Genomic DNA, 26,350 nt, shown 5'->3' on the forward strand with positions numbered 1-26,350 from the left:
GTTAGACACCGGCTTGCGTGCACCGAAGGCAAGCTGTATCGTGCGCTTATGACTTTTTTAAACAATACTCATCCGTAATTCTAATAACTAACGTACCTGACGCCACAGGCGTCGCTATATGCGGCTATGGCTAGTTCTGCTTAATTTTCTACTTAACCCTTACTTCATTCTATGTTAACACACCTACTTCCGCTGTCGGCCCTGCGTAGGCGCTTTCGTTATGTGCTCGCCGCGGCCCTACTGCTGATTAGCGCAGCAACACAGGCACAAGCCCCAGCCACGGTGTCATTCATTTATGGTTTGGGTACGGCTACCCAGAAAGTAGATCCAGGAAACCTGTTTTTTCCGCCCGGTGCATCTATTGGCGACCAGGGCCTTGTCTTTTTCTTCACTGCACCTAACGGCCAGGGCGGCGCGAATCCGTCCGCCTTTCCTGTAAAGATTTCGGGGGTAACTGCCAGGCAGAAGCTTGTGGGAATTGATTCGCGCCCTTTGAACGGTTTAGTATATGGATTGGGCTATGACCCTTCCAAAACGACGGCTAACGCCCAGTTGTACACGGTGAATACCACCAGTGGAGCGGTTACGCGAGTGGGCTCGGCCATTGACCTTTTGCTAGGCCCTACGGTCGACAATATCGGGTTTGATTTCAACCCGGTAACTGACCTCATCCAAGTAGTCAGCAGCAATCGCGCTAACTACAGCCTCAACCCGAACGACGGGTCAGTGATTCTCAGAGGCGGCGACCTTACTTATTCAGCCGGCACTCCTGCCACCCCTGGCGTAGCCACGGCCGCGTACTCCAACTCCACTATTGGCAGCACCAGCACCACGCTCTACGACATTGACAAGCTTAACGGCAGCATTCTAACAATTCAGTCCCCGCCCGATGCCGGGACGCTCACCAGAAATCAGCCTCAGCTTTTGTTAGCTGGCATCGATAACCTTAGCTCTTCTTTGGCTTATGGGTTGGACATCGCCAACAACTCTACCATGGGGTACCTGATTCAGGTAGAATTCCCCCGAACCCCATCCACCGGCCTTTCGGCCACTAACTTATTCGACGTAGACCTTCAATCAGGAGTAGTCACTAACAAAAGGACCCTCATACCAGCTGGTTCTTCGTCGGGTTTTAATGTCTTTGACCTAGCCGTCCCCCTCACTCCGCCCGTGTGCAATGCCCCGACCAACCCCGTTGCGGGCAGCATTACCAATACCTCGGCCTCGGTGAGCTTCACGGCCAGTACCTCGGCCACCAACTACACCGTGAGCGTGACGCCCGCCGGCGGCACCGCCACTACCCAAACGGCAACTTCTTCGCCGGTAGCCTTGACGGGCCTGACGCCAGGCACTAGCTATACGGTGAGCATCGTGAGCAACTGCTTCAATGGAGTTCTCACCTCCAGCGCCGTTAGCACCACTTTTAGCACTACGGGAACCACGCCTACGCCGTGCGACGCACCTACCAACGCGGCGGCCAGCAACGTGACCAGCAATTCGGCCACCGTGAGCTTCACGGCCAGCGCTACGGCCACGGATTACACTTTTACCCTAACGCCAGCGGGCGGTACGGCCAGCACCCAAACCGTTAGTGCCTCGCCCGTAAACCTGACGGGCCTCACGCCCAACACGACTTACGCCGTGAGCATTGTGAGCAACTGCGCGGGCGGAGCTACCTCGGCGGCCGCTACTACCAGTTTTACCACGGCTGCTACTCCCAACCCAGCCCCGACTATTACCAGCCTATCGCCCAACTCGGCTACGGCTGGTGACCCTGGATTTACCCTCACGGTCAATGGCACCGGCTTCATCAGCGGCTCGACGGTGAGCTTCAACGGCGTAGCTCGTACCACCACTTTTGTATCGGCCACTCAAGTAACGGCCGCCATTCTGGCTTCTGATATTGCGACCGCTGGCACTTATGGTGTGACGGTTACCAATGCTGCTCCCGGCGGTGGCACGTCGGCACCGGCCACATTCACGGTAAATGCACCGGTGGTGAATAACCCTGCCCCGACCATTACCAGCCTTTCCCCCTCGACGGTGACGGCCGGCACCGCCGCACAAACGCTGACGGTGAATGGCACCAACTTCCTGGCCTCTTCGGTGGTCAACTTCAGCAGCACGGCGCGCACTACCACGTTCGTTTCGGCTACCCAGCTCACTATTGCACTATCGGCTGCCGACCAGGCTACGCCCGGCGCTTACCCGGTTACCGTTACCAATCCTGCTCCCGGCGGGGGCACGTCGGCCGCGGCTACGTTCACGGTAAATGCCATGCCGGTGCCAGCGCCTACGCTGGCCGTTACGCAGGGCAGCACCAGCTACCCCAACAATGGCACTGCCTATAACTTTGGCAACCAACTGGTGGGCACGACCAGCGCGCCGGTGGCTTTCACGCTTACCAACACCAGCGCCGACCCGCTCACGATTAGCAGCATCACTACCACCGGCAACTTTGCCGTGAGTGGCACCGCTCCCACCACGGTGGCTGCCGGCAGTTCAGCGACGGTGAGTGTGACGTTTACGCCTACTGCATCGGGCGCGCGCACCGGGACGTTGGTGATTAATTCCAACGCTTCCAACGCCGCTGTATATACAGTTAACCTCAGCGGTAATGGCCAGGTGGCTACTCCCAATCCCCTAATTGCCGTAAGCCAGGGCGGCAATGCGATTGGCAACGGCGGCAGCTTCAGCGGCTTTGCCAGCACCACGCAGGGCAGCTCCTCGGCCCCGGTGACTTTCACGATTACGAACGGCAGCGCCACCGATAACCTCACCCTCGGCACCTTCGCCCTGACCGGCCCATTTGCCCTCAGCGGAACCCCGCCTACGAGCGTGGCGCCCAACAGCTCCGCTACGTTCAGCCTCACGTTTACCCCTGCTTCAACTGGTACGAACTCGGGGACGCTGAGCATTCCCAACAACAGCCAGACCAACAACCCCTACGTTATCAACCTGAGCGGCCAGGGTACGGCGCCGGCTTTGACCGACCTCGTAGTGGACAACACCCGCAACATTTCGGGCAGCTACAACAACGTAACCATCACCAAAACCGGCGTGGCCACGCTAGTGGGCCAGCTCAACGTAGCGGGTACCCTCACCGTGCAATCAGGCGGTTCGCTGCTGCAAAACTGCCAGCCGATAACCGGACCCGGCAACTTTGTGCTGGAAGCCAGCGCAGCCCTCGCCATCTGCGACCCGGCCGGTATTGCCACCACCGGTGCGGTGGGGGCGGTGCAGGTAAGCGGCTCCCGCTTCTTTAGCCCCGCCGCCAGCTACCTCTACAACGGCACTTTAGCTCAAGTAACGGGTTCGGGCCTGCCCAGCCAGGTGCTTAACCTGGCCGTGCTTAATGTAGCGGGCGTTACGTTGAGCCAGCCAGTGGGCGTCATGCAGGTGGTACGGCTGCAACTCGGCAACCTGATTACCAGTAACCATGCGTTTACCCTGCTGTCTTCCATCGGCGGCACGGCGCTGGTAGATAACACCGGCGGCCTTGTGATTGGTACTGCCACGGTGCAGCGCTACATCGACCCCAGCCGCAACACCGGCCTGGGCTACCGCCACTACAGCTCGCCGGTGGCCAACAGCACGGTGGCCGACCTGGCGGTACCAGGTGTTTTCACGCCGGTTGTGAATCCGGCTTACAATACTGATGGCAATACTGTCACGCCTTTCCCCAACGTGTACGGCTACAACGAAGCCCGCGTGACCACGAGTGGCAGTGCCGGCTCCATCGACTTTGACAAAGGCTTTTTCTCGCCGAACTCGACTGCTGACCCTCTGCGGGTGACCCGTGGCTACACGGTGAACATCTCGGCCCAGGCCGTGGTAGATTTTGTGGGCACCCTCAACAACGGCCCGCTGAGCACTGCCAGCGACGACCTGAACCCCACCATCGGCCTGACCCGCGGCCCCCAAACCCAGAGCGGCTGGCACCTGCGCGGCAACCCCTACCCCGCGCCCCTCGACTGGAACAAGATGATTAGCAACAACCGCCTCGTCAATATGGAACAGGCGCTGTACGTGTTCAAGAGCAGCGGCCAGTACACCGGTTCTTATGCCAGTTACATCAACGGCGTGCGCAACAACGGGGGCTCCAACGTGCTGCCCGTGGCGCAGGGCTTCTTTGTTCGCACCAGCCCGGGATTAGTCGGCAGCATTGCCTTCACCAACGCCGAGCGCCTGACCACGTTCGACAATACGCCCTTCCAGCGCGGCACCGCTGACACCCGGCCCCAGCTTACGCTGGCCTTGGGCAACGCCACGGCCCGCACCCAGGCGACCATGTACTTTGAGCAAGGCGCCACCGCCAGCTTCGACGGCGCGTTTGATGCCGTTGCCCTGCCCGCGCCCAATGGCCTGACCCTTGCCACCGAGACCGCTGCCGCAGAGCCACTCGCCATCAACGGCCTGCCCGCCCTCACCAACGCCGACGTGCTGCTGCCCCTGCGCGTGGCCGCCCTCACGGCCGGCACCTACACGCTGACGGTTGACAACCTAGCCAACCTGCCCGGCAACTACCACGCCTATCTGCGCGACGCCCTGACCGGCACCTTCACCGACCTGGCCACCGCCAATTCGTTGAGCCTAAATCTGACGGCGAATGGTGCCGCCGGCGGTCGCTACGCCGTGCTCTTCACCACGCAGGCCCGCGTGCTGGCCACGGCTCCGGCTGCCTTGGCTCAACTGGCCAATGTTTACCCCAACCCGGCTCACAGCGCGGCTACCCTGCTCCTGCCCTTGTCGCTCCGCGGCAATCAGGCCACGGTGGTAGCGGTGGTGGACAATGTAGGCCGCGTGATGCTGACCCGCACACTGGCTGCCGGCGCTGGCGAAACGCTGGAGCTGCCCGTAACGGGCCTGGCCCCCGGCGTGTATTCCGTGCTGGCCCGTACCGCCGCTGGCCTCGTAGCCAAACGCTTGGTAGTGCAGTAAAAGCTGCAACCAGGAAAGCATTCCTGACTGGTATTGAGAAAGCCCCGCCTGCATCAGGCGGGGCTTTCTTTTTGAGTGGCTGCTTCCGGTGCGGGCAATAAAAAACCCCTCGCCAAGGGCGAGAGGCTTTCTGAGCTATGAAAACAACTGTCCTATTGGACATAGCCGGACCTACGCGGGCTGCTCAGCTATCGGATTGCCGACGGCGACGATTTGTGTGGCTTCGCCATAGGTACCGACCTCGCTGCTGCTGGAGAGCCCGCCGCACTGCAGCCAGCCACGGCATTAAGCGCCGTCCATGCGCACTATTTTCGGAGTAAACGAGCCCAACACGTCCACCAGGTCGCGCTGGTGGGCCATTACCTGGCGGATGTCTTTGTAGGCGGCGGGGGCTTCGTCGAGGCCGCCGCCCATCAGCTCAACCCCGTGGTCGCGCAGTTCGCGGCGCAGTTCGCCTTCGGTAATCTTGGCCTTGGCCTGCGTGCGCGAGAGGCGCCGGCCCGCGCCGTGCGAGGCCGAGCTGAGTGAATCCCGCTCGCCGCGGCCCCGCACGATGAAGCCGGGGGCCGTCATGGAGCCGGGAATGATGCCGAGCACGCCCTGGCCCGCGGGCGTGGCCCCTTTGCGGTGCACAATGGCGGTGCGCCCGTCGGCCAGCACCTCCTTCCAGGCGAAGTTGTGGTGGTTCTCGACCTGGGCCAGGGGCTTTTCGCCCAGGGCTTTGCTGATGCGCTTGTGAATGTCGTGGTGGCAGGCCGAGGCGTAGTCGCCGGCCAGGTTCATGGCCGCCCAGTACTCCTGCCCCTCCTGCGAGTCGAGCGAGAGCCAGGCCAGGTGGCGGGCTTCGGGCGGCAGGGGGCATTTGTCCATGGCCACTTTGGTGTAGTGCTGCGCAATGGCCGCCCCCAGCCCCCGCGAGCCGCTGTGCGAGAGCACGCCCAGGTACTGGCCCACGGGCAGGTGCAGGTCGTTGGTGGGGTCGGTGATGTCGACCATCCCGAACTCCACGAAGTGGTTGCCGGAGCCCGACGAACCCAGCTGCTTCACCGCCGAATCCAGCTTCTGGCGGGCCACGGCAATCTCCCGGAACTCGGGCCGCTCGAAGATGGGGTCGTCGGTGTTCACCTTGCTGAACACCTCTTTGTTTCCAAACTTGGTGTTGTGCAGCAGCAGCTTGCGCAGCTCCTGGCGGCGCTGCTCGAGGTAGGCGGGCGGCAGCTCAAACACCGATAGGGCCATGCGGCAGCCAATGTCCATGCCCACGCCGTAGGGAATCACGGCGTTGTCGGTGGCCAGCACGCCGCCAATGGGCAGGCCGTAGCCCTGGTGGGCGTCGGGCATGAGGGCACCGTCGAGGGTGATGGGCAGCTGCATGGCCACGTCCATTTGCCGGCGGGCGCCATCTTCGATGAAGTCGTTGCCGTAGCGGCGATAGTCTTTTATTTCGGGATTCAGGGCCACATTGCGCGAGGGCTGGGGCACCAGCAGCTCGGCCACGGGCCGCCAGTTTTCGTCGCGCACATACTTAAACGGGTCGTCCTTGATTTGCTTGAGCAAGGCCAGGGCGCTGCCTTTGTCCATTTTGCGAAAGTCCTTTTGGGCAAGCACGTCGAGGGCGCGGCCAATGGCGGGGCCTTCGGGAAAGCCGATTTTGCGGAGGTCGTTGCCCCGGAGCTGGTTGGCCATAGCGGAGTTTAGATAGTGAAGGAATTGGTGTACGAGCCGCCCCGTGTGATGTTTTCGCAAGCGAAGGCCACAGAAAAGCCTCTACTGTAGCAGTAGAGGCTTTTAGGTTTGTTAACCAGGAACATCCAAGAGTGATGCCCTGCCTACAGTTCAGTTTATCGGCCCGGAGGCTTCGGCCGGTTTGGGACGGCACGCCGAGTGGTGCCGCCCCGGCCGACGACTGCCCTGGGTGGACAGCCGTTCTCCTCATCTTTCGAAGTACACTTCGAGTGTACCTTTTAACGGCTTTTCTATCACTTTTAGTTTAATTGCTAACAATAAACCATTAACAACCACAGCACTGGCCGTCGGCATTGGCCCTGACGAGGTAGCTTATGTTGTGAGCAAATACACTCGATTTCAAAACGAAAGAAGCCGTAATAGTTTAGGGCCAGCGGGGCCTAAAAAAATTATTGAGCCAAGCAATTATAATGGCCCGGCAATCCAAGAAACGAGCTTTTCGCGAGAAGATTTGACCAGCCCAATTAACCCATGCGGTACGTGAACGCTGCCGCGGACTCACCCAATTATGAGCTAAAACCCATCGCGCCGGTTGCCCAGCTGCCCGCTTGCCAACCGGCGCCCAGACTTCGCAGTACACCCAGCCCATGCCCCGCCTTGCTACTTCCGACCATTACACCCTCGATTTACCCGAAGGTCATCGCTTCCCCATTGCCAAATACGCCTTGATACGGGAGCAGCTGCTCTGGCAAGGCATCGCCGCCGCGGCCGACTTCTACGAGCCCGGGCTGTGCGCCGAAGCCGACGTGCTGCGCGTGCACACCGCCGAGTACTGGCACAAAGTGCGCGACCTGGCCCTCAGCCCCGCGGAAGTGCGGCGCCTGGGCCTGCCCCAAAGCCCGCAGCTGGTGCGGCGGTCGTTGAGCAGCAGCGCCGGCACGCTGCAATCGGCCTTGCACGCCCTGCAGGATGGCGTAGGGCTGAATTTGGCCGGCGGCACCCACCACGCCTTTGCCGACCGCGGCGAAGGCTTCTGCGTGCTCAACGACCAGGCCATTGCGGCGGCGCATTTGCTGGCCCACGGGCTGACCAAGCAGGTGTTAATCGTGGATTTGGACGTGCACCAGGGCGATGGCACGGCCAGCATTTTCGGGCAGGAGTCGCGCGTGTTCACGTTTTCGATGCATGCCGGCGCCAATTACCCGCTGCGCAAAGAACACTCGGACCTGGACGTGGCACTGGAACTGGGCACCGGCGATGAGGTCTACTTGCGGCAGCTGCAGGAAACCCTGCCCGCGCTGCTGGCCCAGGTGCAGCCGGATTTCATCTTTTACCAAGCCGGCGTCGACGTGCTGGCCACCGACAAGCTCGGCAAGCTGGCCCTCACGCCCGCTGGCTGCCGGCAGCGCGATGAATTTGTGCTGGGCCTGTGCCGCACCCATCAGCTGCCGGTGGCGGTGAGCATGGGCGGGGGCTATTCTGAGCGGCTGGCCGACATTGTGGATGCCCACTGCAATACGTTTCGGGTGGCCTTTGAACTATGGCCGTAGGAACGTGCCTTGGCGCGTTCTACCGTCGAACGACTCTTATTGGCCCAGCACAATACGAAAGCCCGCCAGCCCAACGCGCCTGCGCCAGCCCGTACCTTTGCAATCCATGAAAAAAGCTGATTCGGCGCATCCCGCGCCCGTTACCGTTCCGGTTCGACTGGCCGATAAGCCCGCTGGCTCGCCAGCCCAACAAGCCTTTCGGCAGGCCATTCTGGACGTGGAGAACCTGCGGGAGCGGCTGCGCGACCTCCGCGCCGAGCAGGCCGAAGCCCGGCGCCGCTACTGGCAGCAAGTAGGGCCCGCGGCCACGGCCGTGGTAGCGGCCCGGCGCAGTTTGTTTCCGTCGTTGGAAGAAGCGCTGCTGTTGGGCTACTTCAGCCGCCTCGAAGAGCAGCAGATTACGGACCTGATTCTGGGCAACGCGTGGGCGCTGGAAGAGCGGTTTGGGGAAGATGAGGCCGCGATAATCCGCAAGTATGCGCCGGCCGGGCGCCGCCCTGCCCCCAAGGCCAATGCAACAGCCGCCAACTCGGGCGCCGCGGAGGATGAGTACATCCCCGACCCTACCCTGCCGCCGCACGAGCAAGCCGCCGCCCGGGCCCGCGCGCGCCGCAAAACCAAAACCCAGCGCACCCAGGAAGCCGCCGAGCAAGCCGACCGCCAGCACCTGGAGTCGAACGCCAAGACCATTTACCGTCAGCTGGCCCGCACCCACCACCCCGACCTGGAGCGCGACCCCGAAAAACAAGCCGATAAAACGGCCCAGATGCAGCGTATCACCGAAGCCTACGAAGCCGACGACCTCTACACGCTGCTGCAACTGCTGGCCGAATCCGGCCCGGCCGATGCCGCAGCCGACAACGTACTAACGCGCTACACGCGGGCCCTCCTGCAGCAGCAAATCACGCTGAAGCAGGAAATGAATGAGGTTAAATACGGCCCCACCGGCTACCAGGGAGCATCGGCTAAAAAGCAGGAATCGGAGCTGCGCCAGCTCAAGCGCGACCTGCGAGCCGAGGCGGAATACGTGCAGCACGTGGGCTTGCTCCTGCGCGAGCCCGAGGGCCTGCGCGATGTGCTGCGCCAGCTAGCCGCCGAAGGCATGGACAGCATTTGACCCGCACCAGCCCGTGCTGCAAATCATCGGCTGCACTGGGCACTTCTGGCTTTAGCGGGCCAATTGCTACCCAATAAACGCCAACGCGGCCTGCACCACGCCGGCATCGCGCAGGATGCGGTTGTGGCCCAGGCCGCGAGTGGCCCGCAGCTCGGCCCCGGGCCAGGCAGCGGCTATCTGCCGGCCTTCGGCGAAGGGGATGATTTCATCGTCTTCATCGTGCAGCACCAGCACTTTTTCGGCGCGGGTGCCCGGGCCGGCTACGGCGGCTCCAAAAGATGAGGCCGGGCGGCCGGTAGCCTGCTGCACGTAGGCGGCAAATCGCTCCACAAAATCAGTCGGCAAGCGGAGGAAATCGGCGAATCGTTCAGCTACCTCCCGCGGGCCCACCGGGGCACTCAGCAGCACCAGGCGGGGCAGCGGCACGCCCGCAGGCAAGCGCACCGGCAGCCCAGCCACCGACGCCGCACCAAACGAGTGGGCCACCATGGCGCGCACCTCGCCTACCGTATTCACCACCGCCTGCACGGCGCCGCTAAAACCCATGAGCGTGGTCTGTTGCCCGCCAGAAGCGCCGTGTGCCGGCCCATCCAGCGCCACCACCCGGTAGCCAGCCGCTACCAGCGGCTGCACCCACGCCCGCCAAAAGCTGGCCCGGTGCTCCCAGCCGTGCACCAGCACCACCGCCGGCGCGGCGGCCGGGCCCCACTCGTACACCGCAACCGGGCCGGTTTCGTAGGGCACGGTGCGGCGGCGCGCATCGGCCAAGGCCGGAACCTCCCACGCCTTAAGGGGAAGGCGCCGGGGCGTGCAAAACAGCTTCCACGCCTGCCGAAAGGCTAATTCTGGCGCTACGGCCGATAGCACCCGGAGCTGCAGGCGCAGCCACCGCAGCCCGGCCGGGGGCGAGGGGTAGCGCAAGCGCGGCGCCGTGCGGGCCGCCACTTCGTCGGAAAGAAAATAGTCGTGAGCAGGCGAGAAGGTGTTGGTCATTACAAAGAAGTAAAGGCGAAGTATGGCTGGGGCCAGGCAAGGGCGCTTCAGTAGAGAATCAGGCGAGCAATTCCAGCCGCAGCTGCCCTACGATGGAGTGGTACGGGGTCGCGTCGTGCACGCGGGCTACCTGCAGGGCGCCCGCCAGTGTGGTGAGCACCTGCAGGGCCTTGGCCGATGGGCTGCCCACGAAGCGGAGCGAACCGGTGGCGCGCCCTGCGGCCAATACCTGGGCCAGCCACGCGGTGAGCTCGCTATTGAAGGTGCGCAGCTCGGCTTGCATAGGAGCGGGCAAGGTGCGGAAATCGGCGGCCAGCGCGCCAAACAGGCAAACCCGGCACTCGTGCCGGACGTGGCTGTCGTACACGGTCAGGAGGGCTTCCAGCTGCTCGGCGGGGGGCAAGTCGGCCACGCGGGGCAGGTCGCGCCACTTGCGCAGGCGCCGCAGCTGGCGCGCCACAATGGCCGTGCCCAGGTCGTCTTTGCTAGGGTAGTAATAGTGTATAGCGGCAGGTTTCATACCCAGCTCGCGGGCGATGTGCTGGTAGCTAAACGCGTTGAATCCGCGCTCCAGCAAGAAGCCTTCGGCCAAGTCCAGGATACGGGCACGGGTATCGCCTGGCAGGACAACTGAAGTAGTTTGATTAGGCATAACGAGTCAAAGATACCACTTACTAACTAATAAGTAAGTATCCTTGAAGCCCACAAAAAAGGCCCTTCCCACAGCGGAGAAGGGCCCGAAAGAAGCGACAGCGCCGGTAAACTAATCCGCCTCCCCATTGGAAGGCAGGCCCAGCAGGTCTACGGCAGCCTGCACGGCTTCGGCGCGGTACGCGGGTGCCGTGGCCGGGGCTTTGAGCAGGCGCAGCAGGCGGTGGTATTTCTGGCGGCCTTCGGCCAGCATCTGCTCGCTCACCTCGATGGTGAACACCCCATACGGCTCCACTTTCTGCACGCCCACCAGCAGAAACCGCTCGGCGCGCAGGGCATCGGTGTAGAAGGCCGCCTGCCGGTCATAGTCGTAGGCCGAGCACTGCCACAGGAAATGGTCGGCGTCGCGCGCCATGGTGGTCTTGAAGTCGATGATGGTGAACGGCTGGTCGGGGTGGTCCACTATCAGGTCGGCGCGCAGCTTGCAGAGGGTGTCGGTTTGGGGCTCAGTGAAGAGCACGCTGGTTTCCGAAATGCCCAGGGTGAGCAGCTCGGCCAGGTGCGAGTTGAGCTTAACGCCCTCTACCAGCCACCACACCAGCGTGTCGTTGAGGCCGGGCTGGCCGGCTACGTAGTCGTCTGGCTCGAGCAGGGCGGTGTGGAACGCGGTGCCAAAGCTCAGCGCCCCCTCGTTGGAATTGGTTTGGGGGCGCGGCGGGCGGCCATCCAACGCGTCGCGCAGCCGCGAGAGGTCGGAATTGGCAATGGCGGGCAGGGCGCGGTAAGTGTCGTAATCGAGGCGCAGCAGGTCGGGGCGGCGGTACGGAATAGCGGATTCTGGCATGGTTGAAAAGGTAACAGGAAAAAGCACATAATGGCTCCGCTTGGGCACTGGCCCAATCTAGAGTCAGCAGTTTTGGGGCAGCGTGCGTACTCCGCTTCAGCGGGTTGCGAGCCCGGCCGTTTCACTCCTTTTTACCTCATGGCTTCCTGGATTCCTTACGCGCTTCTCTCGGCCTTGTTTGCCGCCCTGACCGCCATTTTCGCCAAAATCGGCATCAAGGGCGTCGATTCTGATTTGGCCACGGCCATTCGCACCGTCGTCATTCTGTTGCTGGCCTGGGGCATCGCCCTGGCGCGCGGGGCCACGGCCGGGCTGCCGGTCCTCACGGGGCGCACGTGGCTGTATCTGGTCTTGTCCGGCGTGGCCACGGGGGCGTCGTGGCTGTGCTATTTCCGCGCCCTCAAGCTGGGGCCCGTGAGCAAAGTGGCGCCCGTAGACAAGCTGAGTGTGGCGCTGGCCCTGCTGCTGGCGGTAGCATTTTTGGGCGAAACCATTTCGGTGCGGGGTGCGCTGGGTGCCGGGCTCATCCTGGCCGGTACGGTGGTGCTGGTTTGGGCCTGAGGCAGGGCCCAACTTTCCTTTAGAAGAACCGTTGAAGGCCCATATGAAGACCTTTTTGTGCCTCCTTTGCCTTTTGGCTGCCGTTGTGAGCTCGTTTTCCGCGCAGGCCCAAACCGCTTCCTCTCCTTATCACACCCGCTTTGCCACCGACGGCCCCATCACCCTGGGCCTCACCGGCGTGAATGTGGCAGGCCTGCTGCTGATTCGGGCTAAAACCGGCATCAGCCCCGAGGCCGCCATAGCCCTCAAAAAGACCGACGTGCCGTTCTTCGACCGCTTTTCGGCCGGGTATTACGACGAGGGCTACCGCACCGTGAGCGACTACACCCTGATAGGCTCGCTAATAGGCAGCCCCGCCATTTTGGCCCTCGACCCCAGCATCAGGGGCCGGGCCGGCCAGATTGCCGGCCTCTACGTGCAAACCATGGTGGCCACCGGGGCCATTTTCACCATGGCCGCCGGCACCGTGTACCGCCAGCGCCCCCTCACCTACTCCTCTACCGCCTCTATTACCGAGCGCACCCGCCAAAACGCCACTAACTCCTTCTTTGCAGGCCACACGGCTTACTCGGCCGCGGCCACATTTTTTGCCGCTAAGGTCTTCCACGATTTTCACCCCGACTCGCCTGCCCAACCCTACGTGTGGGCCGCCGCCGCGCTGGTACCGGCCGCAGTAGGCTACTGCCGCATCGAGGCGGGCAAGCACTTCCTGTCCGACAACTTGTTGGGCTACGCCGTGGGCGCAACCATGGGTGTACTAGTGCCCCATCTCCACCGCACCGCCGCTGGCGCTGGCATGACCGTGCTGCCTATGCAAGGCATCAATACCAACGGCTATGCCTACGGCGGCCTGCTGCTCAGCAAGCAGCTATAAAGCAATCCATATTAACCGGCCTAACCTAAATAAAATCAGGCCCTCGGCCGTTCAGCAATCCTGAATGGCTGAGGGCCTGATTTTATTTAGGCCTCAAGCTTCTTAAACAAAGGGCTGCTCTCCTTCCAACGGCGGACTTTGGCCGCAATTTCGGCCAGCCCCGGGTTGTGAATGCTGCCCAGGTGCGTGGTATGGAACTCCCGGTGCGGCACGTAGCTGCCGTCTTCCACAGCCCGGCCCACCTGCTGGTAAGCATCCCGGAACGGCACGCCGGCGATAATCAGCTGGTTGATGTTTTCGACCGAGAAAATGGGGTCGTATTTGGCCTGCTCAATGACGCCGGATTTCACCTTGATTTCGGGCAGCGCGAACAGCAGGATGTCGAGCAGGTTGGCAAACTCCATCATGGGGCCAAACAGCAGTTCCTTGAGCAGCTGGAAGTCGCGGTGGTAGCCGCTGGGCAGGTTGCTGGTGGCCAGGATAATGTCGTTGGGCAGCGCCTGCAAGCGGTTGGCATGGGCCCGCACCAGCTCAAACACGTCGGGGTTTTTTTTGTGCGGCATGATGCTCGAGCCCGTGGTAAACTCCTTGGGCAAGGTCACAAACCCCAGGTCCTGGCTGTTGTAAAGCACCAGGTCGTAGGCCAGTTTGCCCAGGGTGCCCGCGGCGCCCGCAATGGCAAACGCCAGGGTTTTCTCGGTTTTGCCGCGCAGCATCTGGGCGCCCACGGCACTCACCGCCACGCTCCCAAAACCCATCTCCCGCGTCGTCATTTCGCGGTCAATCGGGAAGCTGCTGCCGAAGCCGGCGCCCGAGCCCAGCGGGTTTTGGTCGGCCACCCGGTGCGCGGCCTCAAACAAGCTCAAGTCCAGCAGCGCATGCTCGGCATAAGCCGAAAACCACAGCCCAAAGCTGCTCGGCATGGCCGCCTGGAAATGGGTGTAGCCCGGCAGCAAATCGCCCTGGTGTTTCTCCGCTTTCTGCAGCAGCACTTCAGCCAAGGCCAGCATTTTGGCCGAAATCCGCTCCGTGTAGTCCTTTATAAAAAGCTGAATGGCAGTCAGTACTTGGTCGTTGCGCGAGCGGGCCGTGTGAATCTTCTTGCCGGCATCGCCAAACTTCTCCGTCAGGTAGTACTCTATTTTGGAATGGACGTCCTCGAAATCCGGCTCAATTTCGAAGACACCTGCTTCTACTTGAGCCAGCAGTTCATCCAAGCCCGTGATAAGCTGTTTCTGCTCCACCGGGGAAATCAGGCCCACTTTAGCCAGCATGTTGGCCTGGGCTTTAGAAGCCAGCATATCGAAATACGCCAAGTGCATATCCAATTCCCGGTCCTGGCCCACCGTGAATTTCTCAATGGTTTCGTTAACGGAAAATCCTTTTTCCCAAATCTTCATAGCGCAAAGTTTCGCAAGGTTAAAAAGTAAGTCTCGCAAAGGCAGCGACGGCTTCAAATCTGCCGACTGCTTGAGAAACTATTAATTGTAATGGTCCAGAACATTTAAAAACTCAGCGAAACTTAATTTTCCAACTTCGCGAGACTTTGCGCGTCGAAGTCCGTCAGCAGGGTGATATAATCTTGAATACCGGCCCGTATTTCACTTACCAGAATAAATTCATCCGGCGTATGCGAGCGGGCACTTTCGCCCGGCCCCATTTTTAACGTTTCAAACGGCATCATCGACTGGTCTGACAATGTGGGCGAGCCGTATATCTGCTTACCTATGGCTACTCCCCTGCGCACCAGCGGGTGGTTTTCAGAAATGCTGGAGGAGTTCAGATGCGTGGAGCGCGGCACAATTTCAGACTGCACATGTGCCCGGATGATATCGACAATTTCCTGGTTCTGGTACAGCTCGTTGGTGCGTACGTCCACCACGAACTGGCAGCGGTCGGGCACCACGTTGTGCTGCTGGCCGGCGGAAATTTGAGTGACCGTTGTTTTCACCGGGCCCAGCAGCGGCGACACCCGGGGAAATTGATACTGACGGAGCCACTGGATATCGTCTAGTGCTTTGTACAGGGCGTTTTCTCCCTCGTCGCGGGCGGCGTGCCCGGTTTTACCGTGGGCCGTAGCATCCAGCACAATTAGCCCTTTTTCAGCAATGGCCAGATTCATGCCGGTAGGTTCGCCCACTATTCCAAATGTAATTGGGCCTAATTCCGGCAGCACACTTCTAATTCCGTTGGCTCCCGAAATTTCTTCTTCGGCTGTAATGGCACAAATCAGATTAAATGCGTTGGCCTTGTTCTGGAAATACAGAAACGTCGCTAATAAACTTACCGCCGATGCACCAGCATCGTTGCTGCCCAGCCCAATTAATTTATCGCCTTCCAACACCGCGCCAAAAGGCGGATAATTCCAGCCTGCGCCCGGCTTTACGGTATCGTGGTGCGAATTGAGCAGAATGGTGGGCTTGGCCGCGTCGAAATGCTGCGAAACGGCCCATACGTTATTCTTTTGCCGCTGCGGCGTCGTGCCGTGCGAGAAAAGAAACTGCTGAATGAGCGCGGCCGTTTGGTCTTCTTCGCGGGAAAAAGAAGGGGTTTGAATTAGCCGAATTAATAACGCTACGGCATCGTCGCTAAGCTGATTAATTAATTCATACATAGCTCCGTTTTTAGCGTGCCATTGATGTGCAGCGCATGCTCAATAATTACTTTCTCAACGCCGTAATTTAACGCATCAAATGCATTTTCTAATTTCGGCAACATGCCAGCCGCAATTATTCCCTGTTCTTTTAATTCCGTGTAATTGACCGGAGTAATTTTAGGAATTACTGATTGATTATCGTTGACGTCCGTTAACACTCCGTTTTTCTCAAAGCAGAAATGCAGCTCCACGGCGTATTGCTGGCTCAGCGCTTTGGCCAGTGAAGCGGCAATCGTATCGGCGTTGGTATTGAGCAACTGGCCGTGGCCGTCGTGGTTTATGGGGCAGAATACGGGCGTCAGGCCCAGTTCCAGAAACTGGTGAATCAGGCTGGCGTTGATGCTCGTCTCGTCCAAGTCGCCCACAAAGCCGTAGTCTATTTCACGCACCGGCCGCTTCACGGCCTGAATTACGTTGCCATCGGCCCCGCTGAGGCCCAAGGCATTGACGCCTAGTTTTTGCAAGCCGGCCACTACTTGCTTGTTGGTTTTGCCAGCGTAAAACATGGTGACGATGTCCAGCGTGGCCGCATCGGTGATGCGTCGGCCGTTCACCATTTGCGGGGCAATGCCCAGATTGGTCATCATTTCGCTGGCGCCTTTGCCCCCGCCGTGCACGAGAATTTTGGGCCCGCTGACTTCCGAAAACAGCCGCAGAAATTCCAGCAAATCGGGCTCGTGGTCGATAATACCACCGCCTATTTTAAATATCTTGAGCTGGGATTTCATTATTACTTAAATATTTACGCAGTTGCTTGGTTGGCAGCCGATATTTCAAAATAACGTTGGGTTTTGTTGCAGGCAAAAGTAGGGGCTTTTACCTTTGCGCCAGAATTGAACCACTTGGTATAGTTGCTCGTTTAAGCGACCGAACCAGTTTTCACCGCCATGTCCCCTTCGGTTTATACGTCTAGCATGCTTGCCCTTGCCGCCTGGCCAGGAATAGCCGGCGTATGCGAAACCGCTTGCGCACTGGTGCGACGACCCTAGCGGCTTCAACAGCCGCATGTTGGCCCCTTGGCCAGCCCTTTTGAGCCGGGCTAGTATCCGCTCAACTTACAGACAGGTTTGGGCTTTAGCAGGGATTCCCCGTAAACAACAACGGCGGGGTTACCGGAGAGCCGCGCATCTATCCCTAAGTATTTTATAATCAATGACAATTCGGGTTGCAACGGAAGCGGACGCTCAGTACGCTGACTTATTATGCCAATGGTACGTTGAGTCGGCCAAAACGCGCGGCACCGGCATCGCCAAGCGCGAGCCAGCCTACGTGGCCCAGAAAATGGCCAGCGGCGACAGCATCATTGCCTTCGTCGACGGCGAGCTGGCCGGCTTTTGCTACATCGAAACGTTTGACGACAAGACCTTTGTCGTCAATTCGGGCCTGATAGTCAATGCCGAAATTCGCAAGGGTGGCGTGGGCCGGGCCATCAAGCAAGCGGTGTTCAACCTCTCGCGCACCAAGTACCCGCAGGCCAAGATTTTCGGTATTACGACCAGCCTGGCCGTAATGAAAATCAACACCGATTTGGGGTACGAGCCCGTGACGTTCTCGGAGCTCACGTCCAGCGAAGACTTCTGGAAAGGCTGCAAAAGCTGCAAAAACTACGGCATCCTGATGGAGAACGAGCGCAAGATGTGCCTCTGCACCGGCATGCTCTTCGACGCTGCCGACAAGCTCGTGCAGGTGCAAGTGCCGGATTTTGCTGCCGTCGCCACTCCTGCCCTGCCCGTTGCCCACGACTCTGCTACTGACCCTGAAACCGATTCTGCATTATGAAGAAAAAAGCCATACTGGCCTACAGCGGCGGCCTCGACACGTCGTTTTGCGCCGTGTATTTGTCACGCGAGCTCAACCTGGAAGTGCATACCGTCATCGTCAACTCCGGCGGCTTTTCGGCCGAGGAATTGGCCAGCATCGAGAAGCGTGCCTACGAGCTGGGCTCGGTGAAGCACGAAGTCATTGACGTGACCGACCGGTTTTACCACGACTGCCTGCGCTACCTGCTGTTTGGCAACGTGCTCAAGAACGACACCTATCCCCTATCCGTGAGTGCCGAGCGCATGTTCCAGTCCTTGGCCATCGCCGAATATGCGCGGGCCAATGAGGCCGACTACATCGTGCACGGCAGCACCGGCGCCGGCAACGACCAAGTGCGTTTCGACGTGGCTTTTTCGGTGATTGCGCCCAAAACGGAGATTCTCACGCCCATCCGCGACCTGAAACTCTCGCGCCAGGCCGAGATTGAGTACCTGCAGAAACAGGGCTTCGAAATGAGCTGGGAAAAGGCCCGCTATTCTATTAACAAAGGCATCTGGGGCACCAGCGTGGGTGGCGTCGAAACGCTGACCTCGCACGAAGCCCTGCCCGACAGCGCCTACCCCTCGCAGCTGCAGCGCCAGGATTCGGAGCGCGTGGAAATCACCTTCGAAAAGGGCGAACCGGTGGCGCTAAATGGCGAGACGCTGGCGCCCGTTGAGCTGATTCAGAAGCTGAACGAGTTGGGCTCGGCCTTCGCCATTGGCCGCGACATTCACGTGGGCGACACCATTCTGGGCATTAAGGGCCGCGTGGGCTTTGAGGCGCCCGCACCGCTTATCCTCATTAAGGCGCACCACTTGCTGGAAAAGCACACCAGCACCCGCTGGCAGCTGTTGCACAAGGACTACATCGCCAACTGGTACGGCACGCTGCTGCACGAGGCGCAGTACCTCGACCCGGTGATGCGCGACATGGAAGCCTTCCTCACGTCGTCGCAGAATCACGTGTCGGGCAAGGTGTTCGTGCAGCTCAAGCCGTATCAATTCGACCTGCTCGGCATCGAGTCGAAGTACGACATGATGCAGTCGAAAGTGGCTACCTACGGCGAAGAAAACAACGCCTGGGACGCCCGTGATGCCCGTGGCTTTATCAAGATTTTCGGCAACCAGCTGAAAATTAGCGCCAGCCTCAACGATGAAAATTAAGGCCGGCATTGTGGGCGGCGCCGGCTACACGGCCGGCGAGCTCCTGCGCATTTTGCTCCACCACAAGTTCGTGGAGCTGGGCGGCATCGTCAGTTCTTCCAACGCCGGGAATCCCCTTCACCAGGTGCACGACGACCTGCTCGGCGACACCGAGCTGGTGTTTGCTTCGGAGCTGGCCGGCGACGAAGACGTGGTGTTTCTGTGCCTGGGTCACGGCAACTCCAAATCTTGGCTGGCGAAGAACTCCTTGCCCGAAATTACCCACGTCATCGACCTGAGCAACGACTTCCGCTTAGCCGCCGACCAGGAATTCGATGGCCGCGAGTTTGTGTACGGCTTGCCGGAATTGAACAAAAGCCGCATCCAGCAGGCCCAGAGCATTGCCAATCCCGGCTGCTTTGCCACCGCCATTCAGCTAGCGCTGCTGCCACTGGCGCAGGCCGGTAAGCTCACAGATGATGTGCACGTGTCGGCCATCACCGGCTCCACGGGCGCGGGCCAGAGCTTGTCGGAAACGGTGCACTTCTCGTGGCGCACCAACAACGTGTCCATCTACAAGCCCTTCACCCACCAGCACCTCGGCGAAATCGGCGAGAGCCTGGCGCAGCTGCAGCCGCAGTTGGACCTCGACATCAACTTCATCCCCTACCGCGGTAATTTCTCGCGGGGCATTTTCGCCAGCGTCTACACGCCGTCAGACTTGAGCCAGGATGAGGCGCGCGAGATGTACAAGAATTTCTACGCCGAGGCGCCGTTCACCACGGTTTCGGACAAGGAAATCCACCTTAAGCAGGTTGTCAACACCAACAAATGCCTACTGCACGTGCAGAAACTTGGTAAGCAGCTGCTCATTACCTCGGTTATCGACAACCTGGTGAAGGGCGCTTCGGGGCAGGCCGTCCAGAATATGAACCTGCTTTTTGGCCTACCGGAAACCACGGGCCTTCACCTCAAATCGGTGCTTTTCTAATGGAGCTTTTCAACGTTTATCCGCTCGTCAACATCACGCCGGTAAAAGGGCTGGGCGCCAAACTCTGGGACGACAAGGGCCGGGAATACCTGGATTTCTACGGCGGCCACGCCGTTATTTCCATCGGCCACAGCCACCCGCACTACGTGCAGCGCCTCACGGAGCAGCTGCAGAACATCGGTTTCTACTCCAACTCGGTGCAGATTCCGATTCAGCAGGAGTTGGCGCACAAGTTGGGCCAGGTGTCAGGCTACGAGGACTACTCCTTATTCCTGTGCAACTCCGGCGCTGAGGCGAACGAGAATGCGCTGAAGCTGGCGTCGTTCCACACCGGAAAAAGCCGCGTCATTGCTTTTAAAGGTGCTTTCCACGGCCGCACTTCTGGTGCCGTGGCCGCTACCGACAACCCGAAAATCGTCGCTCCCTTCAACGCCGGCCACGCCATTTCCTTCGTGGAATACGACTTGGCGGCGGTAGAGCAGCTCCTGCAAGGCGGCGACGTTTGCGCCGTGATTATTGAGCCGATTCAGGGCGTGGGCGGCATCATCATGCCTTCCGATGAATTCCTCGTTGGTCTGGCCGCGCTGTGCAAACAGTACGGCGCCCTGCTGATTGCCGACGAAGTGCAGAGCGGCTACGGCCGCAGCGGCAAGTTCTTCGCGCACCAGCACGCCGGCATCCGGCCCGACGTGATTTCGGTGGCCAAAGGCATGGGCAACGGCTTCCCCATCGGCGGCATTCTGATTGCGCCGGAGCTGAAAGCATCCTACGGCCTGCTGGGCACCACGTTCGGCGGCAACCACCTGGCCTGCGCCGCCGCGCTGGCCGTGCTGGAGGTTATTGAGCAGGAAAACCTCCTGGCCCACGCCACCGAGCTAGGCCAGTACCTGCGCACAGAGCTGGAAGCCAACGCCGGCGCCGAGGAAATACGCGGCCGCGGCCTGATGGTGGGCATCAAATACGACTTCCCCATCAAGGAAGTGCGCGACCAGCTGCTGTCGGAACACCACATTTTCGTGGGCAATGCCTCCGACCCCACGGTGCTCCGCCTGCTGCCGCCGCTCAATATCACCAAGGCGGAAGTCGACCGGTTTTTGCAGGCGCTGTACACACTTATTCCGGCAGAGGCAAGGAAGTAAGCAGCTTAAGAGCTAACTTGCAGCCCCAATGAGTAGCACGATGAAGTTTACGAGCCTGGCTCCCCTTCTGATTAGCTGCACGCTGCCATTGGCCTCTGTTGCGCAGCCACCGGCTGGCTCTTTCCGCGAAGGAGCTGCCTCTACTTTTTCTTTCCAGCAGTTGTGCCCGCCCGACTTCCCGATGCCTGACATCTGGAAACGGCAGTGCGTGGAGCAGATTGATTTACACACTTTCGCTCCCGTTCGGCATCCCTCCTGCATCGGCTGGAACAGACCCTTGATTTATGGTCCTGTTCCAGCCGAAATTGTATCGGGACGGCTGCAAATGCGGGCTCAGCCGACGTCACCCACCCGCCCAGCGCCCGGCAGCAGCACTTCCCGAATCGGCCCCCTTCCTGCCAATTGCCCGCTTCCCATTAGCGCTGATGGGTATGATGGGCACCCGCGCCACGGCCCTGCAGCGCAACCAGCCAGGACGCGGCGTGCCTGACTAAGGCCAAAAATTAACAACAGCATACATCCTTTTTTGCATAACAGAGTGGAAAACGCTAAATCGGTAAAACTAGTCCTGGAAGACGGCACCGAAATCCAGGGTACTTCCTTTGGGGCCTTCACCTCCGCCGCCGGCGAAGTGGTGTTCAGCACGGCCATGACCGGCTATCCCGAAAACCTCACCGACCCGTCCTTCGCCGGCCAGATTCTGGTGCTCACCTACCCCATGGTGGGCAACTACGGCGTGCCCGGCGAGGACTTATATGAGTCGATTTCGAAGATATTCGAATCCGACCAGATTCACATTGCCGGCCTGGTGGTGAACTACTACTCCGAAGAGCACAGCCACTGGAACGCCGCCAAAAGCCTCGGCGACTGGCTCAAGGAGTACAACATCCCCGGCATCTTCGGCGTGGATACCCGCATGCTCACCAAGAAGCTGCGCGAAAAAGGCGCCATGCTGGGCAAGATTGTGGCCGAGCAGGACATCCCGTTTCACGACCCCAACCTGGAAAATCTGGTAGCTCAGGTGAGCCAGTCCGGCGTGCAGCGCTACGGCAGCGGCAAGAACAAAATCGTGCTGGTAGACTGCGGCACCAAAACCAACATCATCCGCTGCTTCCTGGAGCGCGACGTGGAGCTGATTCGCGTGCCCTGGGACTACGATTTCAACACCCTGGACTACGACGGCCTGTTCCTGAGCAACGGCCCCGGCGACCCCAAGATGTGCGAGGCCACCATCGCCCACCTCCAAACGGCCCTGCAACAGGACAAGCCCATTTTCGGCATTTGCTTGGGCAACCAGCTCATGAGCCTCGCCGCGGGCGGCGACACCTTCAAGCTGAAGTACGGCCACCGCAGCCACAACCAGCCGGTCCTGCTCACGGGCACCAAGCGCAGCTTCATCACCAGCCAAAACCACGGCTTCGCGGTAGACACCGCCACGCTGCCCGAGGAGTGGACCATGCTGTTCGAAAACCTGAACGACGGCACCTGCGAAGGCATCAAACACAAAACCAAGCCATTCTTCTCCACACAGTTCCACCCCGAAGCCGCTGGCGGCCCGGAGGATACCGAGTATCTGTTTGATGATTTTTTGACGGCCGTGGCGGAGCATAAAGCGCAGCGAGTCTAAGATGACTGTGCGTAATGCAAAGAGGAAAAAGCCTTAGTAAGCGCAAGCACAATAAACGTCCCTCCCCTAAGTCGGAGAGAAGAGTTGCGCTGGAAGTCGTTTCAGTGATGGCAGCCTCTCTTCTTTCGCTTTATTTCATATCGGTTAAATATTCTGGGTACAAGACAAAGAATATTCTTGAAGACCATACACTTGTGGTTGGCACCATCACCCAAGTTAGAAAACCATACCTCGCAGTTGAGTTTAAAGTTGCTGGTCGGTCTTATTTCTTCAAACACAGTGTCTCAGACGAACTGATGAAGGGCCGTGCAGCTGGCGATACTGCAGTTGTGATATACTCGCGAGATGACCCTAGCAACGCACAACTCAAGAAGGGCTTTATTCCGGTCTCAGAAAATTAAACAACTAATTCCTCCTTCACTGAGGATAGCAAAGTGCTTAGCCCTACAGGTCATACATTTGAAATGAACAAACCCAACAAAGTTCTCATCCTCGGTTCCGGCGCGCTGAAAATTGGCGAAGCCGGGGAATTCGATTATTCCGGCTCGCAAGCCCTCAAGGCGTTGAAAGAGGAAGGCATCCGCACCATCCTCATCAACCCCAACATTGCCACCGTGCAGACGTCTGACAACATTGCCGACGACGTGTACTTCCTGCCCGTGACGCCCTTCTTCGTGGAGGAAGTCATCAAAAAGGAAAGGCCCGACGGCATTCTGGTTGCCTTCGGTGGCCAAACGGCGCTGAACTGCGCTGTGGCCCTGTACCGCGGTGGCGTGTTTGAGAAGTACAACGTGAAGGTGCTGGGCACGCCCGTGCAGTCCATCATCGACACCGAGGACCGGGATATTTTCAAGGAGAAGCTCGAGCAGATTGGCGTGCTTTCGGCCCGCAGCGTGGCCGTGACGACGATGGACGACGCGCTAGCGGCGGCCGAGAAAATCGGCTTCCCCATCATCGTGCGGGCGGCGTTTGCGCTGGGTGGCCTGGGCAGCGGCTTCGCCAATAACATGGACGAACTGCGGACCCTAGCCCAGAAATCCTTCACGACTTCCGACCAGATTCTGGTGGAAGAGTCGCTGAAAGGCTGGAAGGAAGTGGAGTACGAAGTAGTGCGTGACCAGTACGATAACTGCATCACGGTCTGCAACATGGAGAACTTCGACCCCATCGGCATTCACACCGGCGAGAGCATCGTGGTGGCCCCGTCGCAGACGCTCAGCAACCGCGAGTACCACAAGCTGCGCACCATCGGCATCAAAACCATCCGCCATTTGGGCATCGTGGGCGAGTGCAACATTCAATACGCGCTGGACCCCGTTTCGGAAGACTACCGCGTGATTGAGGTGAATGCGCGCCTTTCCCGCTCCTCGGCACTCGCTTCTAAAGCCACGGGTTACCCGCTGGCGTTTGTGGCGGCCAAGCTGAGCTTGGGCTACTCACTGTCGGAGCTAAAAAACAGCGTGACGCAGACCACCTCGGCGTTTTTCGAGCCGGCCCTGGACTACGTGGTGGTAAAGCTGCCGCGTTGGGACCTGGGCAAGTTTGAGGGCGTGAACCGGCAAATTGGCAGCGCCATGAAAAGCGTGGGCGAGGTCATGGCCATCGGCAAATCCTTCGAGGAAGCCATCCAAAAGGGCCTGCGCATGCTAGACACCGGCAAGCGCGGTTTCGTGGCCAACAAACCTGAGAACATCGATGCCGCGACCATTGACAAGCTGCTTAGCGAGCCCAATGAGGAGCGCATCTTCGCCATCAACGACGCCTTTGAAGCCGGCTACACGCTGGAGCAAGTGCACGCCCTGACGCGCATTGACCATTGGTTTCTGCAGCGCCTGTACACCATTTTCCAGCTCAGCAACAAGCTCGCCGAAGGACGCGCCAACGGCCTTGATGGCCTGGAAACTGGGCTGCTACGCGACCTTAAGAAATCCGGCTTCTCCGACCAGCAAATCGCGGTAAAGCTGCTGGGCGAAGGCGACGTAAAAGCCGATGAGTTGCTGGTGCGCGCCCGTCGCAAGGCGCTGGGTGTGCTGCCCGTCATCAAGCAGATTGACACGCTGGCGGCCGAATTCCCGGCCAAAACCAACTACCTCTACAGCACCTACCACGGCACCGAAAACGACCTGGAGCCCGAAACCAACAAGTCTGTCGTGGTGCTGGGCTCGGGCGTATACCGCATCGGCAGCTCCGTGGAGTTCGACTGGTGTGGCGTGCAAGCCGTGCAAACCGCTGCCGAGGAAGGATACAAAACCATCATCATCAACTACAACCCCGAAACGGTCAGCACCGACTATGACATGAGCGACCGGCTCTACTTCGAGGAGTTAAGCTACGAGCGGGTGATGGACATCCTGGACTTTGAGCAGCCAACTGGCGTGATTCTCTCCACCGGCGGCCAGATTCCCAACAACCTGGCCACTCGCCTGGAAGAGGCCAACGCGCCCATTCTGGGCACCACCGCGGCCAGCATCGACCAGGCTGAGAACCGCCACAAGTTTTCCAGCATTATGGACGAGTTGGGCATCGCCCAACCCCGCTGGAAAGAGCTGACTTCGCTGAACGCCATGTTCGACTTCGTAAAAGAAGTAGGTTTCCCGGTGCTCATCCGGCCTTCCTACGTACTGTCGGGCGCGGCCATGAACGTGGTTTCCAACAACTTTGAGCTGGAGGAATTCCTGAAAGCCGCCAAGGAAGTGAGCGACGAATACCCCGTGGTCGTTTCAGAATTCATTCAGGAAGCCAAGGAAATCGAGCTGGACGCGGTAGCCGACCACGGCGAAATCGTTAGCTATGCCATTTCCGAGCACGTGGAGTTTGCCGGCGTGCACTCCGGCGACGCCACCATGTACTACCCGCCCCAACGGGTGTACGTGGGCACCATCCGTAAGCTGAAAATCATCGCCGAAAAGATTGCCAAGCGCTACGAAATCAGCGGCCCGTTCAACATCCAGTTCCTGGAGAAAAACGGCCAAATCCGTGTGATTGAGTGCAACATCCGGGCCTCGCGCAGCTACCCGTTCGTGTCGAAAGTATCGGGCAACAACCTCATCAAAAAAGCTACCCAGGTACTATTAGGCAAGAAAGTAGCGCGCGACGAAAGCGAGCGGGTCTACGACCTGCCCTTCGTGGGCGTGAAGGCCCCGCAGTTCTCCTTCACCCGCCTGCCCGGCGCCGACCCGGTGCTGCGCGTCGATATGGTGAGCACCGGCGAAGTCGGCTGTCTGGGCGACACCGCCGAGGAAGCCTTGCTGAAATCAATGCTGAGCGTGGGCTACAAAATCCCGCAGAAATCGGTGCTCATTTCCGGCGGCCCCATCATCTCCAAAGTGGCTCTGCTCGCGCCCACCGAGATGCTCGTGAAAAAAGGCTACACCATTTACGCCACGCAAGGCACGCACCGCTTCTTTGCCGAAAACGGCGTACCCAGCAGCCTAGTCTACTGGCCTGATGAGCTGCAGGAGCCCAACGTGCTGACCTATCTGAAGGAGAAGAAAATCGACCTGGTCATCAACATCCCCAAAAACCTCTCGAAAGGCGAGTTGGACAACGACTATAAAATCCGCCGCACGGCCGTAGACTTTGGGGTTCCGCTGCTGACCAATGCGCGGCTGGCGAAGGCGTTTATCCAGGCCTTCTGCACGCTGGAGATGAAGGACTTGAAGATCAAGAGCTGGAACGAGTATAAGGCGATGTAAACTGGCTAACTCGAATTAAAAGAACGTCATGCTGAACTAGTCGAAGCATGGCGTTCTTGTTTTACCACCTGACACCAGCC

General features: G+C 59.7%; 19 protein-coding genes. 12 read left to right on the forward strand and 7 right to left on the reverse strand.

Annotated elements, in window-relative coordinates:
- Positions 1-171 precede the first annotated feature (171 nt).
- Complete coding sequence (locus AUC43_RS18950; protein WP_082685219.1) at positions 172-4,941, forward strand: DUF4394 domain-containing protein; 4,770 nt, start codon at positions 172-174, stop codon at positions 4,939-4,941.
- Between the two features lie 285 nt (positions 4,942-5,226).
- On the opposite strand, the gene AUC43_RS18955 is transcribed toward AUC43_RS18950, so the two are convergent.
- Positions 5,227-6,627 (reverse strand): RtcB family protein, encoded by a 1,401-nt coding sequence (locus AUC43_RS18955; RefSeq protein ID WP_068197446.1) that lies wholly within the window; start codon positions 6,625-6,627, stop codon positions 5,227-5,229.
- Positions 6,628-7,274: 647 nt separating this feature from the next.
- Here AUC43_RS18955 and AUC43_RS18960 point away from each other — a divergent pair.
- Together AUC43_RS18960 and AUC43_RS18965 are read left to right on the forward strand one after the other, a co-directional pair.
- The gene (locus tag AUC43_RS18960; protein ID WP_068198992.1) at positions 7,275-8,177 is read left to right on the forward strand and encodes a histone deacetylase family protein; all 903 of its coding nucleotides are present in this window, start codon (positions 7,275-7,277) and stop codon (positions 8,175-8,177) included.
- Positions 8,178-8,283: 106 nt separating this feature from the next.
- Positions 8,284-9,294, forward strand: coding sequence for a J domain-containing protein (locus AUC43_RS18965; RefSeq protein WP_068197449.1), 1,011 nt, complete (start codon positions 8,284-8,286; stop codon positions 9,292-9,294).
- Positions 9,295-9,360: 66 nt separating this feature from the next.
- Here AUC43_RS18965 and AUC43_RS18970 read toward each other — a convergent pair whose 3' ends face one another.
- From AUC43_RS18970 to AUC43_RS18980, 3 genes are all read right to left on the reverse strand, one after another.
- A complete protein-coding gene (locus AUC43_RS18970) occupies positions 9,361-10,287 on the reverse strand; it encodes an alpha/beta fold hydrolase (RefSeq protein ID WP_068197452.1) in 927 nt (308 codons plus the stop codon).
- A 58-nt stretch (positions 10,288-10,345) separates the two neighbouring features.
- The gene (locus AUC43_RS18975; RefSeq protein WP_071885978.1) at positions 10,346-10,939 is read right to left on the reverse strand and encodes a TetR/AcrR family transcriptional regulator; all 594 of its coding nucleotides are present in this window, start codon (positions 10,937-10,939) and stop codon (positions 10,346-10,348) included.
- A 111-nt stretch (positions 10,940-11,050) separates the two neighbouring features.
- A complete protein-coding gene (locus tag AUC43_RS18980) occupies positions 11,051-11,782 on the reverse strand; it encodes a PD-(D/E)XK nuclease-like domain-containing protein (protein ID WP_068197458.1) in 732 nt (243 codons plus the stop codon).
- A 138-nt stretch (positions 11,783-11,920) separates the two neighbouring features.
- On the opposite strand from AUC43_RS18980, the gene AUC43_RS18985 reads away from it, so the two are divergent.
- Positions 11,921-12,343: an EamA family transporter gene (locus tag AUC43_RS18985; RefSeq protein ID WP_068197461.1), complete on the forward strand. Its 423-nt coding sequence runs from the start codon at positions 11,921-11,923 to the stop codon at positions 12,341-12,343.
- Positions 12,344-12,416: 73 nt separating this feature from the next.
- Positions 12,417-13,217, forward strand: coding sequence for a phosphatase PAP2 family protein (locus tag AUC43_RS18990; protein ID WP_068197463.1), 801 nt, complete (start codon positions 12,417-12,419; stop codon positions 13,215-13,217).
- A gap of 86 nt (positions 13,218-13,303) precedes the next feature.
- Here AUC43_RS18990 and argH read toward each other — a convergent pair whose 3' ends face one another.
- The 3 genes from argH to argB form a co-directional block, all read right to left on the reverse strand.
- On the reverse strand, positions 13,304-14,617 hold the full coding sequence (gene argH / locus AUC43_RS18995; RefSeq protein WP_068197466.1) for an argininosuccinate lyase: 1,314 nt from the start codon (positions 14,615-14,617) through the stop codon (positions 13,304-13,306).
- Between the two features lie 122 nt (positions 14,618-14,739).
- On the reverse strand, positions 14,740-15,831 hold the full coding sequence (locus AUC43_RS19000; RefSeq protein WP_068197468.1) for a M20 family metallo-hydrolase: 1,092 nt from the start codon (positions 15,829-15,831) through the stop codon (positions 14,740-14,742).
- Positions 15,819-16,601 carry an acetylglutamate kinase gene (argB, locus tag AUC43_RS19005; protein WP_068197471.1) on the reverse strand — a complete coding sequence of 261 codons (783 nt, stop codon included), beginning with the start codon at positions 16,599-16,601 and terminating at the stop codon, positions 15,819-15,821. The genes AUC43_RS19000 and argB overlap by 13 nt, the downstream gene beginning before the upstream one ends.
- A 424-nt stretch (positions 16,602-17,025) precedes the next feature.
- On the opposite strand from argB, the gene AUC43_RS19010 reads away from it, so the two are divergent.
- From AUC43_RS19010 to carB, 7 genes are all read left to right on the forward strand, one after another.
- Positions 17,026-17,652: a GNAT family N-acetyltransferase gene (locus tag AUC43_RS19010; protein ID WP_082685220.1), complete on the forward strand. Its 627-nt coding sequence runs from the start codon at positions 17,026-17,028 to the stop codon at positions 17,650-17,652.
- Complete coding sequence (gene argG, locus AUC43_RS19015; protein ID WP_068197474.1) at positions 17,649-18,839, forward strand: argininosuccinate synthase; 1,191 nt, start codon at positions 17,649-17,651, stop codon at positions 18,837-18,839. Before AUC43_RS19010 ends, argG begins: the two co-directional genes overlap by 4 nt.
- Positions 18,829-19,809 carry an N-acetyl-gamma-glutamyl-phosphate reductase gene (gene argC / locus AUC43_RS19020; protein ID WP_068197476.1) on the forward strand — a complete coding sequence of 327 codons (981 nt, stop codon included), beginning with the start codon at positions 18,829-18,831 and terminating at the stop codon, positions 19,807-19,809. Before argG ends, argC begins: the two co-directional genes overlap by 11 nt.
- Positions 19,809-20,948 carry an aspartate aminotransferase family protein gene (locus tag AUC43_RS19025; protein WP_068197480.1) on the forward strand — a complete coding sequence of 380 codons (1,140 nt, stop codon included), beginning with the start codon at positions 19,809-19,811 and terminating at the stop codon, positions 20,946-20,948. The genes argC and AUC43_RS19025 overlap by 1 nt, the downstream gene beginning before the upstream one ends.
- 538 nt (positions 20,949-21,486) lie before the next feature.
- Entirely contained in the window at positions 21,487-22,575 is a 1,089-nt protein-coding gene (gene carA / locus AUC43_RS19030; RefSeq protein WP_068197485.1) for a glutamine-hydrolyzing carbamoyl-phosphate synthase small subunit, read from the forward strand.
- Between the two features lie 14 nt (positions 22,576-22,589).
- Entirely contained in the window at positions 22,590-22,976 is a 387-nt protein-coding gene (locus AUC43_RS19035; protein ID WP_157781180.1) for a DUF3592 domain-containing protein, read from the forward strand.
- 63 nt (positions 22,977-23,039) lie between these two features.
- A complete protein-coding gene (gene carB, locus AUC43_RS19040) occupies positions 23,040-26,270 on the forward strand; it encodes a carbamoyl-phosphate synthase (glutamine-hydrolyzing) large subunit (RefSeq protein ID WP_068197491.1) in 3,231 nt (1,076 codons plus the stop codon).
- The last annotated feature ends 80 nt before the right edge of the window (positions 26,271-26,350 follow it).

Source organism: Hymenobacter sedentarius, assembly GCF_001507645.1.
In the GTDB taxonomy this organism is placed as follows: domain Bacteria; phylum Bacteroidota; class Bacteroidia; order Cytophagales; family Hymenobacteraceae; genus Hymenobacter; species Hymenobacter sedentarius.